Annotated in this window: 10 protein-coding genes; 8 read left to right on the top strand and 2 right to left on the bottom strand. The window is 74.1% G+C overall.

Translation table 11 applies throughout. The features are described from left to right. Window positions 1–55: 55 nt before the first annotated feature. Window positions 56–2,467: a transglycosylase domain-containing protein gene (locus ACZ4MO_RS13950; protein ID WP_175009439.1), complete on the bottom strand. Its 2,412-nt coding sequence runs from the start codon at window positions 2,465–2,467 to the stop codon at window positions 56–58. Window positions 2,468–2,881: 414 nt separating this feature from the next. On the opposite strand from ACZ4MO_RS13950, the gene ACZ4MO_RS13955 reads away from it, so the two are divergent. From ACZ4MO_RS13955 to ACZ4MO_RS13970, 4 genes are all read left to right on the top strand, one after another. After that, window positions 2,882–3,577, top strand: coding sequence for a PadR family transcriptional regulator (locus ACZ4MO_RS13955; RefSeq protein ID WP_021482833.1), 696 nt, complete (start codon window positions 2,882–2,884; stop codon window positions 3,575–3,577). Further along, the gene (locus ACZ4MO_RS13960) at window positions 3,574–4,665 is read left to right on the top strand and encodes an inositol-3-phosphate synthase (RefSeq protein ID WP_021482832.1); all 1,092 of its coding nucleotides are present in this window, start codon (window positions 3,574–3,576) and stop codon (window positions 4,663–4,665) included. Before ACZ4MO_RS13955 ends, ACZ4MO_RS13960 begins: the two co-directional genes overlap by 4 nt. Before the next feature lie 212 nt (window positions 4,666–4,877). Then, window positions 4,878–6,209: an MFS transporter gene (locus tag ACZ4MO_RS13965; protein WP_175009438.1), complete on the top strand. Its 1,332-nt coding sequence runs from the start codon at window positions 4,878–4,880 to the stop codon at window positions 6,207–6,209. 328 nt (window positions 6,210–6,537) lie between these two features. Continuing rightward, window positions 6,538–8,085, top strand: coding sequence for an MDR family MFS transporter (locus ACZ4MO_RS13970; protein WP_255437308.1), 1,548 nt, complete (start codon window positions 6,538–6,540; stop codon window positions 8,083–8,085). A 131-nt stretch (window positions 8,086–8,216) separates the two neighbouring features. Here the strand turns inward: ACZ4MO_RS13970 and ACZ4MO_RS13975 are convergent, their stop codons facing one another. After that, complete coding sequence (locus ACZ4MO_RS13975) at window positions 8,217–9,740, bottom strand: CCA tRNA nucleotidyltransferase (RefSeq protein WP_186810461.1); 1,524 nt, start codon at window positions 9,738–9,740, stop codon at window positions 8,217–8,219. 83 nt (window positions 9,741–9,823) lie between these two features. Between ACZ4MO_RS13975 and ACZ4MO_RS13980 the strand changes: the two genes are divergently transcribed. The 4 genes from ACZ4MO_RS13980 (at window position 9,824) to ACZ4MO_RS13995 (ending at window position 16,771) form a co-directional block, all read left to right on the top strand. Beyond that, on the top strand, window positions 9,824–10,543 hold the full coding sequence (locus tag ACZ4MO_RS13980) for an NUDIX hydrolase (protein WP_175009436.1): 720 nt from the start codon (window positions 9,824–9,826) through the stop codon (window positions 10,541–10,543). Next, complete coding sequence (locus tag ACZ4MO_RS13985) at window positions 10,540–12,885, top strand: DUF6049 family protein (RefSeq protein ID WP_175009435.1); 2,346 nt, start codon at window positions 10,540–10,542, stop codon at window positions 12,883–12,885. The genes ACZ4MO_RS13980 and ACZ4MO_RS13985 overlap by 4 nt, the downstream gene beginning before the upstream one ends. Further along, window positions 12,882–14,804, top strand: coding sequence for a murein biosynthesis integral membrane protein MurJ (gene murJ, locus ACZ4MO_RS13990; protein WP_342779599.1), 1,923 nt, complete (start codon window positions 12,882–12,884; stop codon window positions 14,802–14,804). Before ACZ4MO_RS13985 ends, murJ begins: the two co-directional genes overlap by 4 nt. Before the next feature lie 107 nt (window positions 14,805–14,911). Next, window positions 14,912–16,771: a protein kinase family protein gene (locus ACZ4MO_RS13995; RefSeq protein WP_255437307.1), complete on the top strand. Its 1,860-nt coding sequence runs from the start codon at window positions 14,912–14,914 to the stop codon at window positions 16,769–16,771. The last annotated feature ends 271 nt before the right edge of the window (window positions 16,772–17,042 follow it).

Genomic DNA, 17,042 nt, shown 5'->3' on the forward strand with positions numbered 1-17,042 from the left:
TCCCCAGGGTACCCGCTCGGCGCGGGCGCCCGGAAATCTGCGGCCGACCGGCGGGTCAGCCTCTGCCCGGGATGATGCCGCCGGCGTTGCCGCCACCCCCGCCGGGGTTGCCTCCGCCGCCCGGGTTCCCGGTCTCCGTGGGCGACGGGTCCGGGTCCTCCGGGTCGGGCGTCTCGGGCGGCGGCTGCTGGCCCGGGTCGGTGCCCTTGGAGACGACGAGCGCGATGGTGGAGCCCGGCGGGACCTGGTCCATCGAGGACTGGCTGATGACGTACCCCCGGGGCTGCTGGTCGGAGAACTCCTCGGTGATCCGCACCTTGAGCCCCGCGCCCTCGAGCTGGGCCCGCGCGGCACGCGCCTCCATGCCGACGACGGACGGCACGGCCACGTTCTCCGGCTGCTGCGGCTCCTCGGTCTCCTCCGGCGTCGGCTCCTCGGACGGGGTCTCCGTCGGGGTCTCGGTCGGCGTCTCCGTCGGCTTCGGCTTGGGCGGGGTGTATGCCGGGAACTCCCCCGCGGGCAGGTTCGCCGTAGCGGTCTGCATGTACGACGTCCAGGCCTCGACCGGCCACGAGCCACCGGTGATCTCGCTGTTGACCCACTTGCCGAACGGCGTGATCTGCTCCTGCTCGCCCTCGGGCCCGGACTGGTAGAGGCCCACGACCGTCGCGAGACCGGGGGTGAAGCCGGCGAACCACGCGGACTTGTTGTCCGTCGACGTACCGGTCTTGCCTGCCGCGGGACGACCGATCGCCTGCGCGGGCTTGCCCGAACCCGTCTCGACGACCTGGGAGAGCGCGTACGTCGCCGCTGCCATCACCTCGGGGTCGAACTCCTGCGTCCGCTTGTCGGCCCCCGGCGCCTCGTAGACGAGGTTGCCGCGGGAGTCGGTCACGGAGGCCACGATGTGCGGGGTCGCCTTCATGCCCTGGGCCGCGATGGTCGCGTAGGCGTTGGTCAGCTCGAGCGGCGTCACCGTCGCGTCACCGAGCACGTTCGCCAGGTTCGACCCGACGTCGGCCTTGATGCCCAGGCGCGCCGCGACGTCGGCGGTCTTCTCCGGCCCGACCTCGAGGTTGAGCTCGGCGTAGGCGGTGTTCACCGACTGCGCGGTCGCCTCGGTGAGGTCGACGTTCCCCCAGTCGTGGTCGCTGAAGTTGCGGACCTTCCAGTCCTCGCCGTTGTTGGCGCCGGGGAAGGTCTTGGGCGAGTTGCCGTCGAAGCGCTCGTCGAGCGTGTGCCCGTTCTCCAGGCCCGCGATGAGCGTGAACGGCTTGAACGTCGAGCCACCCTGCGCCGCGCCGGGAGTCGCGCTGTTGTACTGGTTCTCGAGGAAGTTCTTGCCGCCGTAGAGGGCGCGGATCGACCCGTCGTTGGGGTCGACGGAGACGATCGCGGTCCGGAGGTTCGGGGAGACCGGGTTCTCGTCGCGGCCCTCCTGAGGGAGCGAGTCCGCCGTCGCGACGGCCGCCTGCTGCATGGCCGGGTCGATCGTCGTCGTGACCTTGTAGCCCTTGCTCGTGAGGGCGTCCTCGCTGATGCCGATCCCCTCGCCGGCCAGCTCCTTCTCCACCATGGCGAGGAGGTAGCCCGTGGGGCCCTCGTACTTCTGGGACTTCACGTACTCGACCGCCTCGGGGAAGCCCGCGTCCACCGCCGCCTGGCGCTCGGCGGCGGTGATGTGGCCGTCCTCCTCCATGTTCCGCAGCGTCCGCTGCCACCGCTCCTCGGCCTGGGCGTGGTTGACGGCCGGGTCCCAGTTGGTGGGGCTGGGGATGATGCCGGCGATCATCGCCGCCTGCGACACGGTGAGGTCGGCGGCGTTCACGCCGTAGTACTTCTGCGCGGCCGCCTGGATGCCGTAGGCGCCACGGCCGAAGTAGATGGTGTTGAGGTAGTTGCCGAGGATCTCGGACTTGTCCTGCTCCTGGGTGATCTTGACGGCGAGGATCGCCTCGCGCGCCTTGCCCGCGTAGTCGGTCACGGTGTTCGTGTAGTACCGCTCGACGTACTGCTGCGTCAGCGTGGACGCGCCCTGACGACCGCCACCCTTGATGTTGTTGTAGAAGGCGCGCGCGATGCCCTTGACGTCGACACCGGAGTTCGTCCAGAACGTGCGGTCCTCGGACGCGACGACCGCGTTGCCGACGTACGGCGGCAGCGTCGCGTAGTCGACGATCTCGCGGTCCTCGACCGCGTACTTGCCCATCTCGGTGGTGCCGTCGCCCCAGTAGACGGTCGACGTCTGGGCGCCCACGCTGGGCAGCTTCGTCGGGACCTCGGTCGTGAACCACGCGGCGACGCCGACGCCGGCGACGAGCGCGATGCCCGTCAGCATGGTCCCGACGACCACGCGCCACGACGGCAGCCAGCGACGGACGCCCTTGACGTGCGAGCGTGGGTAGTTGAAGAACCGACGGCGCCCGCGCGGGGTCGTCCGTCCGTTCGTCCTCGTGGATCGCGCCACGGTCTACCTTCCTCTGGGGGGCATCGAGGAGCCGGCTCGCGTCGACCGCGGGCCTGCCCGTGGACCGCCGTGCGGGGACCACCTGACCGACGGGACGGGCCCTGCCTCGGGGGCGGGCCGCCGTCGGGCACGAGGTCGGCGCACGCCGGACCACCCTGAACAATAGGGCGTCACCCTGTCCCGACAAGGGTTCAGCGCACCGTGAGCGGGATCGTCCGCCATTGATTCGCCCGGGCGTCCCGCCGCCTCCGCGGGTTCTTCACATGCCCGGCGACGCGTGTCACAGTCCGATCGGGATTGCACGACACATCGGGACGACCTAACCTGTCGATGTATCGACTCGATACATCGGGTCGAACCAGATCCCAGCGAGCCCCACCGGGGGCACGCCGAGGAGCGTCAGGAGGTGGGATCGTGCGGAGCAAGACGCCTGTGCTCGAGACCGCGATCCTGGGGCTCCTCAAGGAGGCGCCGCTGCACGGGTACGAGCTGCGCAAGCGGCTCAACATCATGCTCGGATCCTTCCGCGTGCTCTCCTACGGCTCGCTGTACCCCGCCCTCAAGTCGTTGGTGGCCCGCGGGCTCATCACCGGCACGGAGCAGTCGGCCGCGCAGTCGACCCTCGCGCCCGCCCTCTCGGGCAAGCGCGCGCGGATCGTCTACGAGCTGACGGCCGAGGGCAAGGAGCACCTCCAGACCGTCCTGGCCTCCTCCGGGCCGGCGGCGTGGGAGGACGAGAGCTTCGACGTCCGGTTCGCGTTCTTCGCGCAGACCGACGCCGAGACCCGCATCCGCATCCTCGAGGGCCGGCGCACCCGGCTCACCGAGAGGCTGGAGGCGGTCAGGGAGTCCGCGGCTCGCACGCGCGAGCGGCTCGACGAGTACACGCTCGAGCTGCAACGTCACGGACTCGAGCAGGTCGAGCGCGAGGTGCGCTGGCTCGACGGTCTCATCACCACCGAGCGCGACAGGAGCTCCGGGCACGCCCGGGGCGCCGCCCGCGCGCGGTCCAGCAGCACCCCGCATCCTGCGGAACCATCCGAGCAGGAGCCCGACGGCGCGAGGCGTCCCGAGGACCCTGGAACAACGAACACCAAGGAGCGAGGATGACCTCCATCCGCGTCGCCATCGTCGGCGTAGGCAACTGCGCATCGTCCCTCGTCCAGGGCGTGCACTTCTACCGTGACGCCGACCCGAGCAGCACCGTCCCGGGCCTCATGCACGTCCAGTTCGGCGACTACCACGTGTCGAGCCTGGAGTTCGTGGCGGCGTTCGACGTCGACGCGAAGAAGGTCGGCTTCGACCTCTCGGAGGCCATCAACGCCTCCGAGAACAACACGATCAAGATCGCGGACGTCCCGCCGCTCGGCGTGACCGTCCAGCGCGGCCCGACCCTCGACGGCGTCGGCAAGTACTACGCGCAGACGATCGAGGAGTCGGACGCGGAGCCGGTCGACGTCGTCGCCGCGCTGCGCGAGGCGCAGGTCGACGTGCTCGTCTGCTACCTCCCCGTGGGCTCGGAGCAGGCCGCGAAGTTCTACGCGCAGGCCGCGATCGACGCCGGCGTGGCGTTCGTCAACGCGCTCCCCGTCTTCATCGCGTCCGACCCGGAGTGGGCCGCGAAGTTCGAGGAGGCCGGCGTCCCGATCGTCGGCGACGACATCAAGTCGCAGGTCGGCGCGACGATCACGCACCGCGTGCTCGCCAAGCTCTTCGAGGACCGCGGCGTCGTCCTGGACCGCACGTACCAGCTCAACGTCGGCGGCAACATGGACTTCAAGAACATGCTCGAGCGCGAGCGCCTGGAGTCCAAGAAGATCTCCAAGACGCAGGCCGTGACCTCGAACCTCGAGGGCCCGCTCGGCGGCAAGAAGGAGGACCGCAACGTCCACATCGGCCCGTCGGACTACGTCGCGTGGCTCGACGACCGCAAGTGGGCGTACGTGCGCCTCGAGGGCCGTGCGTTCGGCGAGGTCCCGCTGAACCTGGAGTACAAGCTCGAGGTGTGGGACTCCCCCAACTCCGCCGGCATCATCATCGACGCCGTCCGCGCCGCGAAGATCGCCAAGGACCGCGGCGTCGGCGGCCCGATCCTCTCGGCCTCGACGTACTTCATGAAGTCCCCGCCGGTCCAGATGGAGGACACGAAGGGCCGTGCGCAGCTCGAGGCCTTCATCGCCGGTGAGGTCGAGCGCTGAGCTCTGAGTAGGCAGCGGTAGAGCCCTGGTCGTCCCGCCGGATGACCAGGGCTCTACCTCGCCCGGCAACGGTTCGCCGTCGGCCGCGGGCACGCCCGAGGCGCGCCTCCCCGCCCGACCTCCCAGCGCGACCCGGGCCCCCGAACCCGCACGACGCGGCACGGGGGACAACCACATGTCCGACCGCACGACGACGAACGTAGGGTGACCGCGTGGGTGTGATCTCCGAGCTGCGGGCGCTGCTGCGTCTGGACGGCTTCCGCAAGCTGTTCGCCGTGCGGCTCGTGTCGCAGGCCGGGGACGGCATGTTCCAGGTCGGCCTGGCGTCGCTCCTGTTCTTCTCCCCCGAGTCGCAGGGCACGGCGGCGGCCATCGCGGGCGCGTTCGCGGTGATGCTCGCGCCGTTCACGATCGTCGGCCCGTTCGCCGGGGTGTTCCTCGACCGCTGGCAGCGCCGTCAGGTCCTCGCGTGGGGCAACGCGGTGCGCGTCGTCATCACGCTGGGCATGGCGGTGCTCATGCTGTCGGGCGGGGTGAGCGGCTGGATCTACGCGCTGGGCCTGGCCGCGCTGTCGGTGAACCGCTTCCTGCTCGCGGGGCTCTCTGCGGGCCTGCCGCGCGTCGTCGACGGGCCGCTGCTCCTCACGGCGAACTCCCTCACTCCGACGCTCGGCGCGGGAGCGGCGTTCGTCGGGGGCGGGATCGGCGTCGTGCTCGGGCTGGCGTTCGAGCCGGGCCGGGTCAAGGACTCGTCGGCGCTCGTGTGCGCGGCGCTCGTGTTCGGCGTCGCGTCCCTCCTCGCGCTGCGCCTCGGGCGCACGCAGCTCGGCCCGGAGCGCCCGGCGGAGTCCGCGATCAGCTCCGAGATCGCGCGGGTCGCGCGCGGTCTGGCCGACGGCGCCCGGTACCTCGTCGCGCGCCGCACGCCCGGGCAGGCGCTGCTCGCGATGGCGACGCACCGCTTCCTCTACGGCGTGGTGTTCATCGCGTCGATCCTCATCGCGCGCAACCTCCTGAGCCCCGGCGACCAGGACGCGGGCTTCGTGACGTTCGGGCTCGTCGTGGGGCTCACCGGCGTGGGGGGCGCCGCGGCGGCGGTCATCACCCCGTTCCTGTCGCGCCGCACCGGCCCGCAGGTGTGGATCGCGATCATGCTGCTGCTCGCGGCGGCGAGCCAGCTCCTGCTGGTGACGACGCCGTCGCGCGCGGTCGTGTTCACGGGGGCGACGCTGCTCGGCCTGGCTGCCCAGGGCACGAAGATCGCGGTGGACACCATCGTCCAGCGCGACACGGACGACGAGTTCCGCGGCCGCGCGTTCGCCTTCTACGACGTGCTGTACAACGCGGCGTTCGTGGGCGCGGCGGCCCTCGCCGCCTTCACGCTCCCCGACACGGGCTGGTCGCGCGGTGTCTTCGTCGCGCTGGCGGTGGCGTACTGCGTCGCCGCGCTGGTCCTGTGGACGCGGGGCGCGCGCACGCCGTCCGAGCCGGGCGGCGACGTCGTGCCCGACGCCGGGGCCTCCCCGCGCACGTCCCCCGCCTGACGCGCCCCTCCTCCTCGACCGCCCGCGCGACGCGCGCGGACCTCCTTCTGCCGTCCGCGTACCGATGAGTCCGGGGCGGAAAAGAGGTCGTCACCGTCGGTGGGAATAACGCAGGATGGTGAATGGTCGTACAGGGTACGGATCTTGCGGCGAGCACCGCGCGGGCCGTCCCGGGTCGCGTCACCCTGCTCGTGACCCCGCCGACCGAACCGACACCGTCGTCGCGTGCCCCCGCACGCGACCGTCGCGCTGCCCCGCAGCGCACCCTGCCCCCCGACCGGGTCCGACCCTGCGCCCGGGCCGCCACCGACGCGAGCGGAGACACACCGTGACAGCCTCCCCCACCCACGACACCTCGGCCGCCGTCGACCGCCTGCCCCGGGCGGACTTCCTCGTCATCGCGCTGCTGCTCGGCTCGGCGTTCGTCGTGATCCTCAACGAGACCACGATGAGCGTGGCGCTCGCACCGCTCATGGCGGACCTGGGGATCACCGCGAGCACGGGCCAGTGGCTCACGACGGCGTTCATGCTGACCATGGCCGTCGTCATCCCGGCGACCGGGTTCCTGCTCCAGCGGCTCGGGACGCGCGGCGCGTACCTGCTCGCGATGTCGCTGTTCAGCGCTGGCACGCTGCTCGCCGCGCTCTCCCCCGGCTTCGCGTGGCTGCTCGTCGGGCGCGTCGTCCAGGCGTCGGGCACCGCCATCATGATGCCGCTGCTCATGACGACGATCATGACGCTCGTGCCGCCGGCCATCCGCGGCAAGGTCATGGGCAACATCTCGATCGTCATGGCCGCCGCGCCCGCGCTCGGCCCGTCGCTCTCCGGGCTCATCCTCAACTCGCTGAGCTGGCGTTGGGTCTTCGGCATCGTGCTGCCCATCGGTCTCGTCGCCCTCGTCCTGGGCTTCCTGTACATCCGGGACGTCGCGGACCGTACGCACTCGCGCCTCGACCCGTCCTCCCTCGTCCTCGCGGCGTTCGCGTTCGGCGGGCTCGTCTACGGGCTGTCGAGCATCGGCGAGGCCGCGCGTCACACGCCGGTCGTCCCGCCCGCGGTGCCGCTCGCGCTCGGCGTCCTCGCGCTCGCCGCGTTCGCGTGGCGGCAGATCGTCCTCCAGCGCGAGGACCGCGCGCTGCTCGACCTGCGCGTGTTCACGCACCGCGGGTTCAGCGTGCCGCTCGGCATCATGGCCGTCGGCATGGTCGCGATGTTCGGCTCGCTCATCCTCCTGCCGCTGTTCCTCCAGGACGCGATGGGCCTCGAGCCGCTCGCGACCGGGCTCATCGTGCTCCCGGGCGGGCTCCTCATGGGTCTCCTCGGCCCGACCGTCGGCCGGCTCTACGACCGGGTGGGGCCGCGCCCGCTCGTCATCCCGGGCGTGAGCGTCGTCGCGGTCGCCCTCGCGGCCTTCACGACGATCCACGCGGACTCGTCGCCGTGGTTCGTCCTGGCCCTGCACGTCACGCTGAGCCTGGGCCTCGCGTTCATGTTCACGCCGCTGTTCACGTCCGCGCTCTCGTCGCTCGAGCCGCACCAGTACTCGCACGGCTCGGCGTCGATCGGCACGGTGCAGCAGCTCGCGGGCGCCGCCGGGACCGCGATGTTCGTCGCGGTCATGACGTCGCGCTCGATCGCCTACGGCGAGGCGGGGGCGTCGCCCCAGGTCGCGCTGGCCGAGGGCGTCGGCGACGCGTTCGTCTGGGGCACGGCGGTCATGCTCGTCGCCGTCGGCCTGTCGTTCCTCCTGCGCCGCAGCGCGCCGCCGGCGCACGGCCCCGGCCCGGCCCAGGCCGGGACGCAGGACGCCCCGGTCGAGGACGCCCGCACCGAGGACGTGAAGGTCGAGGCCGCCCTGGCCACCGACGACGTCTGAGGCGTCCGGCACGACGTCGCGCCCTTGGGCACGAAGGGGTGCCGCTCTCAGCCCGAGAGCGGCGCCCCTTCGCTGTTTCCGCTCCTTCTCGACCCCGAGCGCTCGCCCGCGCGCACGCGGGCGGGCCACGCTCAGGACGCCGACGACTCCGGCTGCTCGGCCCACCACCGCAGGAGGTCGGCGCGCGCCGTCTCCTCGTCGACCGGCCCGCGGTCGAGGCGCAGCTCCAGGAGGTGCTTGTACGCCTTGCCCACCACCGGTCCGGGGCGGATCCCGAGGATCTCCATGATCTGCTGCCCGTCGAGGTCGGGCCGGACGGCGTCGAGCTCCTCCTTCGCCTGGAGCTCGGCGATGCGCCGCTCCAGGTCGTCGTACGACTCGCGGAGCCGCTGCGCCTTGCGCCGGTTGCGGGTCGTGCAGTCGGCGCGCGTGAGGCGGTGCAGGCGCTCGAGCAGCGGGCCGGCGTCGGTCACGTAGCGGCGCACCGCCGAGTCGGTCCACGCGCCGTCGCCGTAGCCGTGGAAACGCAGGTGCAGCTCGACGAGGCGCGCGACGTCCTTGACCACCTGCTTGTCGTACCGCAGGGCCTTGAGGCGCTTGGCGACCATCTTGGCCCCCACGACCTCGTGGTGGTGGAAGCTCACGCCGCCCCCGGCCTCGAACCGACGCGTGGGCGGCTTGCCGACGTCGTGCAGGAGCGCCGCGAGGCGGAGCACGAGGTCGGGCGCGGGGACGGCGCCGTCGGGCCCGGTCTCCTGCGCGATCGCCTGGTCGAGGACGGTGAGCGAGTGCTCGTACACGTCCTTGTGCCGGTGGTGCTCGTCGATCTCGAGCTTGAGCGCGGGCAGCTCGGGCAGCACGTGGTCGGCGAGGCCCGTGTCGACGAGCACCTCCAGCCCACGCCGCGGCGCAGCGCCGCACAGCAGCTTCGACAGCTCGTCGCGCACGCGCTCCGCGGAGACGATCTCGATGCGCTCGGTCATGAGGACGAGCGCGGCGAGCGTGCCGCCGTCGACGTCGAACTCGAGCTGCGCGGCGAAGCGCGCCGCGCGCATCATGCGGAGCGGGTCGTCGTCGAACGACCGCTCGGGGGCGATCGGGGTGCGCAGGACGCGGCGGGCGAGGTCGCCCAGGCCGTCGAACGGGTCCACGAACGTCATGTCGGGCACCCGCACGGCCATCGCGTTGACGGTGAAGTCGCGGCGCGACAGGTCACCCTCGAGCGTGTCGCCGAACGCGACGACGGGCTTGCGCGACGTCGGGTCGTACTCGTCCGTCCGGTACGTCGTCACCTCGACGACGAGGTCGTCCCCCGGCCCGCCGCGCCCGAAGCGCTTCGCGCCGATCGTGCCGAACTCCTTGCCGATGTCCCAGTGCGCGTCGCCCCAGCGCGCCAGGATCGCCTCGGTCTCGTCGGGCGACGCGGAGGTGGCGAAGTCGAGGTCGTTGCTCGCGCGCCCGAGGAACGCGTCGCGGACCGGTCCCCCGACGAGCGCGAGCTCGTGGCCCGCGGCACGGAACGCCTCGCCGAGCTCGATCGCCGCAGGAGCCATCTCGGTGAGCACCGCGAGGGCCCGGCGCTGCAGCTCGAGCGCGTGCGGCGTCGCGGGCGGTGTCGGCTGGGGCGACGGCGAGGAGGACGAAGGCTGGGGCACGACACCCAAGCCTGCCAGATGCCGCGCCCGCGCCGGGGAGCCGGTCCCGGGGAGGTGGGTGCCCACTCGGTAAAGTTGAATCCATGTCCACCCCCGCGCACGCCGACGACCCCCGGAGGGATCCGGCGGGCGGGCGTGGCGACGGCCGTGGGCAGCCCGCCCCCGTCCCGGCCCCGCCGGGCGGTCACGCCCTCCGCATCGACCCGCGCTCGCGACCGGGCCCCGCGCCCGCGCCGCTCCCGGTCGTGGACGAGGTGTCGGCGGGCGGTCTCGTCATCACGCTCGCCGGCGGCGAGCCGTGCGCGGCGATCATCGCGCGGCGCAACCGCGGCGGCCGCCTGGAGTGGTGCCTGCCGAAGGGCCACCTCGAGGGCGACGAGACGCCGGAGCAGGCGGCCGTCCGCGAGATCGCGGAGGAGACGGGCATCCGCGGCGCGGTGCAGGAACCCCTCGGCGTCATCGACTACTGGTTCACGGGCGACGACCGGCGCGTCCACAAGGTCGTCCACCACTTCCTGCTCCGCGCGACGGGCGGGTACCTCACGGTCGAGGGCGACCCGGACGGCGAGGCGGAGGACGTCGCCTGGATCCCGGTCGCGGACCTCCCGGCGCGCCTCGCGTACCCGAACGAGCGGCGCATCGCCGTCGTCGCGCAGGGCGTTCTCGAGGGTCGGCGCACGCGGTTCCACGGGGTGGTCGAGAGTAGGGTGACCCGGACGATCGTCCGCCCGCACGGCCACCCGCACGACGGCCGCGGCGGCCCGGCACCGCCCGCCCCACGGAGCTCGACCGACCACTCATGACGCCCTCCTCCCGCAGCGGTGCGCGCCCTCCCGGCGCCGCGCCGGTCTCGCTCCGCGGTCCGTCCGCACGGCTGCTCGTCGCCCTGCTCCTGACGCTGGTCGTCGCGGCCGGCCTCCTGCTCGGCGGCACGACGGCGGCCCCGCCCGCCGCGGCGGACACGGTCCCCGAGGGCGAGGACGCGGTGACGCTCGAGCTCACGTCGTTCGCACCGACCGTCCTCGCGCCGGACGGCACCCTCACCGTCACGGCACGGGTGACGAACGGGACGGAGCAGACGCTCGGCTCCCCCGCGGTGACCCTCGGCGTCGACCGCCGCGCGCTGCGCACGCGGTCCGCGCTCGAGAGCTGGACGACGACCGGTCTCGACGGGCGCGTCGGCGCCACCGTCGCCTCCGAGGACGTCGGGCGACCGCTCGCGCCGGGCCAGAGCGCCGACGTGACGCTCTCGGCGACGGCCGCCGAGCTCGGCCTCGGCGCGGGCAACGACTGGGGCCCGCGCGGCGTGGCGGTCGCCGTGTCCGACGGCGGCGCGCGCCTGGCCGCGCAGCGCACGTTCGTCCTCCGCGCACCCGCGAGCGAGGTGTCGCCCGTCCGGCTGAGCGTGGTCGCGGCGCTGACCGGACCCCCGGTGGACCCGGACCCGGTCGCGTACGACGACGCGCTCTCGGCGGCGGTGGCGAGCGACGGGCGGCTCGGCCGCCTGCTCGCCGCGACGGGCGAGCGGCCCGAGGTGGGCTGGGTCGCGGACCCGGCGCTGCTCGCGGCGGCCGCCGTGGCGGCGGACCCGGCCGTGAACGCCTGGGGGGACGCGGTGAGCGGGGCGACCGCCGGCCGCTCCACGTTCGCGCTGCGCGCCTACGACCCGGACGTCGCGGCCTTCGCGCACGCGGGCCTCGCGCTGCCCGAAGGGACGCCGCTGCCGTCGTCGGGCTCCTCGTCCGACCCGGCGTCGGGCACCACGACGGACGGCACCACCGACGCCGCGGACGCCGGCACCGGCACGGCGGCCTCGACCCCCACGGACCCGACGAGCGGGTGGCGCACCGACCTCGCCTGGCCGGCCGACGCCGTGCCCGACCTCGCGACCACGACGCTCGCCGCCGCGTCGGGGGCGACCGCGACGGTCGTCGGCCCGGGCGGCCTCGCGCCGGACGACTCGCTCACCTACACGCCGTCGGGCGTCGCCACGGTCACGACGGCCGCGGGGCCGGTCACGGCGCTCGTCGCCGACCCGGTGCTCACGGCGCTGCTCTCCGCCGGCGACGGCTCCGGCGTGTCCGCCACGCAGCGCCTGCTCGCCGAGACGGCCGTGATCGCCCGTGAACGCCCTGCCGACCAGCGGCACGTCCTCGCGGCGCTGCCGCGGTCGTGGGAGCCCGAGCCCGGCCTGTTCACGGCGCGGCTCGACGCGTTGCGCGACTCCGGCTGGGTCGACCTCGCGCCCGTGGACCAGCTCCTCGGGGTCGAGCCGCCCGCCGTCGACCGCGCGGCGCTGCCGGAGGACGCCCCGGGCGAGGGCGAGATCGGTGCCGCCGAGCTCCGGTCCCTCGACCGGTCGCGCGCGGAGCTCGCGACGTTCGCGACGGTCGCGGCCGACCCGACGGCGCTCACGCGCCCGCTCGAGCCGGCGTTCGTCACGCCGACGGCCGTCGCCTACCGCGCGGCGCCGCCGTCGCGCACGCTCGCCGTCCAGCAGGCCGAGCAGCGGTCCGCCGCGGTGCGGGGCGGGCTCTCGGTGGAGACGCGCTCGTCGTTCTTCTTCGTCGCCGAGCAGGAGGACCTGCCGGTCCGGGTGCGCAGCACCCTCACGCAGGACGCGACGGTCCAGGTCGTGCTCCGGCCCGACGACCCCCGGTTGCGGGCCCCGGAGCGCACGACGGTGACGATCCCGGCGGCGACGCGCGACGCGGACGGCGACCTCGTCCCGACCGAGGCGAGCGTCGGGGTGCCGGTCGAGGGCTTCGGGAGCGGCAACGTCACCGTCGAGGTCGAGCTCGTCAGCGCCGCGCAGCCCCAGGTGCGGGTCGCGGAGCCGCAGCAGTTCGTCGTCCGGGTCCGGGCCGACTGGGAGTCGGTCGGCACGGTGGTGGTCGCCGTCCTGCTCGTCATCGCCCTGTTCGCCGGCATCTGGCGCACCGTGCGTCGTGGCCGCTCGCCCCGTCGCCTGGCGGGGGCCACGCTCGACCAGCCGTCGCCGCGGGAGCCGTCCGCCGGAGACGCCGGCGCGCCCGGGCCGAGCGCTCGCGCGTCCGTCGCGGCGGGAGAGGGCGGCGCGCCCGACCGCCAGGTCGACGTCGCGCCCGGCAGGCCGCGCCACCCGGACGCGGAGCGCCCCGAGTGAGCCCGGACCAGCCGCGGCACGTCCGCCCCGCAGGTGCCGGGCGGGGTCCGCGCCCCGGGACGACGCGCGACGCCGTCCCCCGGGTCGCAGGCGCGCTCCCCGGCGACCCGGCGGCGCCGGGCACCCCCGACGAGACCGCGGAGGCCGGCGCGACGGAGGCTCCTGCACCGCGCACGGGCGGGCTCGGCCGGTCGTCGGCGCTCATGGCGTCGGGCACGTTCGTCTCGCGCGGCCTGGGCCTGGTGCGCAACGTCCTGCTGGTCGCCGCGATCGGCACGACGGGCCTCGTCGCGGACGCGTTCGACGTCGCGAACAAGATCCCCAACGTCCTCTTCGCGATCCTCGCGGGCGGCGTCCTCAACGCCGTCCTCGTCCCGCAGATCGTGCGGGCCTACCGCGCCCGCAACACGCAGGAGCGGCTCGACAAGCTGCTCACGCTCTCGGGCGTGATCCTCCTGGCGCTGTCCGCGCTGCTCACGGCCGGTTCGAGCATCCTCGTCGCGCTGTACACCGGCCCGGGCTGGACGGCACCGCAGACGTCGCTCGCCGTCGCGTTCGCCTTCTGGTGCACGCCCCAGCTCTTCTTCTACGGCCTCTACACCCTGCTCGGTCAGGTCCTCAACGCACGCGGCCAGTTCGGCCCGTTCATGTGGGCGCCCGTGCTGAACAACGTCGTGTCGATCGCCGGGTTCGCCGCGTTCATCGCGCTGTACGGCCCGGCGGCGACCGGGAACGTCGACGACCTCACGCAGTGGGACGGGACCAAGATCGCGCTGCTCGCGGGCACCGCGACGCTCGGCGTCGCCGCCCAGGCGCTCATCCTCGTCGTCCCGCTGTGGCGCGCGGGCTTCCGCTGGCACCTGCGGTTCGGCCTCCACGGCATCGGCCTGCGGTCCGCGGGCCAGGTGGCCCTGTGGACGTTCGCCGCGGTCATCCTCGAGCAGGTCGGCGTCCTGTTCACGACGCGCTTCGCGAGCGAGGCGCCCCGTGCGGCGCTCGCCCAGACGTTCGGGGCCTACCGCGACGACCCCGGGACCCTGGGCGCCGTCACCGGGCTCGTGACGGGCGCCCCCGACGCCTTCTCGGGCGCGCTCGCCGTCGCGGGCAACGCGGCCTACACGCAGGCCCTGATGATCTACCTCCTCCCGCACTCGCTCGTGACCGTCTCCATCGCGACGGCGCTCTTCACGGGCATGAGCGCGGCAGCCCACGCGGGCGACCTCGCGCGCGTGCGGCACGACCTCTCGCGCGGCGTGCGCACCGTCGGCGTGTTCACGGTGTTCGCGACGGCGGTCCTCGTCGTCCTCGCCCTGCCGGTCACCAAGCTGCTCGTACCCTCGGTCGACGCCGCCTCGGGCGAGGCCGTGTCCATGGTGCTGCGCGCGATGGCGCTCGGGCTCGTGCCGCTCGGCGGCATGGTCCTCATGAAGTGGGTCTACTACGCGTTCGAGGACGGGCGCACGGTCTTCTGGATCCAGGTGCCGGGCACGCTCGTGCTCGTCGGCGTGTCGTGGCTCGGCACGCAGCTCCTCCCTCCGCAGCTGTGGGTCGTGGGCATCGGCCTGGCGATGAGCCTGTCCAACCTCGTGGCGGTCGGGCTCCGCACGGTCGGCCTGCGGCGCACCCTCCGCGGGCTCGACGGCGCACGGATCCTGCGCCTGCACGTCAAGGCCGGCCTCGCGGCACTCGTCAGCGCCGTCGCCGGGTGGGGCGTGCTGCGGGCTTTCGTGGTGCTGTCGGGCGATCCGGCCGACGGGATCTACGGGCTCTCGTGGTGGCAGTCCGTCGTCGTCGTGGCGGTCGCCGGCACCGTGATGGGCCTCGTCTACGCGGGCGGTCTCAAGCTCATGCGCGTCCGGGAGCTCGACCAGCTCGCGGGACCGATCGTGGGGCGCGTCAGACGCCTCGTCCGACGGTGACACGACACGTCTGACGTGCGCGGATCCGGTGATACGGGGGCAATCCGGGCCCGCGTACCATGGGGTCTCGACCACGAGTCCCACACGGAGGAGGTCCGGTGAACGGCGTGGCCCCAGGAACGCTGCTCGTCGCGCGCTACCGGCTCGACGAACAGCTCGCGTCCGACCTGTCGGACGTCACGGCATGGTCGGCGCACGACCAGATCCTCGACCGGCCCGTGCGGCTCTCGGTCGTCACCGGCGCGCACGTCGCCGAGGCGCTCGACTCCGCACGGCGCGCCGCGCTCGTCGTCGACCCCCGCCTCACGCGCGTCCTCGACGTCGGGTCCGAGGACGGCGTGGCGTACGTCGTGACCGAGCGCTACACGGGCATCACGTTGAGCGAGGTCGTCGCCGGCGGGATCGTCGACCCGCAGCAGGCGCGCGCGATCGTCGGCGAGGCCGCCGCCGCCCTCGAGGTCGCGCGTCGTCGCGGTGTCCACCACCTCGCGCTGCGCCCCGACGCGGTCCGCGTCGACGGCAGCCGCGTGCTCGTCACCGGCCTCGGTCTCGACGCCGGCGTCGCCGGCCACGAGCAGCACGACGCCGAGCAGACCTCCCGCGCGGACGCCGTCGGGCTCGTCGCGCTCCTCTACTACGCGATGACCGCCCGGTGGGCCGGGCCGTCCCTCGACGTCCCCTGGATCGCCGCGGACGCCATCCACCCGCTCCCCGCGCAGCGCGCGGGCGAGGGCGTGCTCGCCCTCTCCGCCGTCCGCCCCGACGTCCCGGCCGAGCTCGACGACCTCTGCACCGAGACCTTCGCCGGCACCCACGGCACCGCCGAGGAGTGGACCACGACGCCCCTGGGCGACGGGCCGCGCTCGCCCGCCGACGTCGTCGGTGCGGTCGAGCCCTGGGGTGAGGTCTCCGTCGTCGCGGCGCTGCCCGCGTTCGTGCAGCCCGCCGCCGCCGGTGTGAGCCGTCAGTCGGTGCGCTCGGCGTTCGACGGCGCGGCCAGCGCGCCGCCCGGGACGCCGCCGCCCGCCCCGCCGGTCCGCCGTCCGACGACCGGACGCATCCACCGCGTCGGCGCGGTGCCCGGGTCCGCAGGCCCGGGGGTGGCCTACGCCGCCGGGGCCGCGACCGGGGCCACCGCCGCCGTCCCGCCGCCCGCACCCGCCCCGACCGCCGCGGCGTACTCCGTCCCACCGCCGCCCGTCGGCTACGACGCGGGAACCGCTCCCCTGGCATACGACCCGGCGTCCCCGCCGCCCCCGCCCGCCGGTCCCGACGCCGCGGCGGCGTGGAGCGAGCCCGTCCCGTCGCGGCGCGGGCCGCGCCGGTTCAACGCGACCCCGATCGTCCTCGTGCTCGTCCTGGCCCTCGTGGTGGGCGGTGTCGTGTGGGCCGTCAACACCGCGTTCGACGGCTTCGGGCCCGCCGTGCAGACGAACGAGCCCACCGCGGGCGGGTCGGAGGAACCGGCCGAGGGCGGTGAGGGCACCGGCTCCGGCGGGGAGGAGGCCCCGGCCGCGCCCGAGGTCCGCCCGATGATCGCGTCCGGCACGGCCCTCGACCCCGAGGGGGACGCCGCCGGCAACAACGACGGCGAGCACCCCGAGCTCGCGTCGCTGGCCTACGACCAGCAGCCGGACACGACGTGGATCTCCCGCCGCTACAACGCGGCGGACTTCGCCGGGCTGCGCTCGGGGATCGGTTTCGCCGTCACCCTCGAGCAGAAGGCGCCCGTCTCGTCGATCGTCATCGACACCGCGACGAACGGCGGCAACGTCGAGATCCGCGCGACGAGCCCGGACACCCCGACCGAGGGCACCGTGCTCGCGTCCGGGCCGCTGTCGCCCGGCGCGACGTTCACGTTCGAGCAGCCGGTCGAGGCCGAGTCCATCGTCCTGTGGTTCACCGAGCTGCCGCAGAACCCGGCCGGCGAGTACCGCGCGGAGATCAACGAGATCCTCGTCTCCTGACGTCGTGGGGGCCGACGCCGCCAGGTCCCCACGGTCCGCGGCCTCGCCCGCCGTCGTGCCCGTGCCCGCGGTGCGGCGCTCGTCGTCGACAAGCCCGGCGTGGCCGGTCGCTCGGGCGCCGGACGGGACGCGGAGCGTCCGCGCCGGGTCGCGGCGGACGGGGCGTCGAGGCGCCGGGGACCACCACGCTGCGGGACGGGCGCCGGTGGGATCGCGCTCACGGTGAGCCGAGCGCCCGTCGACCGGCGAACCCCCGTACCGTGGAACAGAA

The sequence above is a fragment of the Sphaerisporangium cinnabarinum genome (assembly GCF_055567015.1).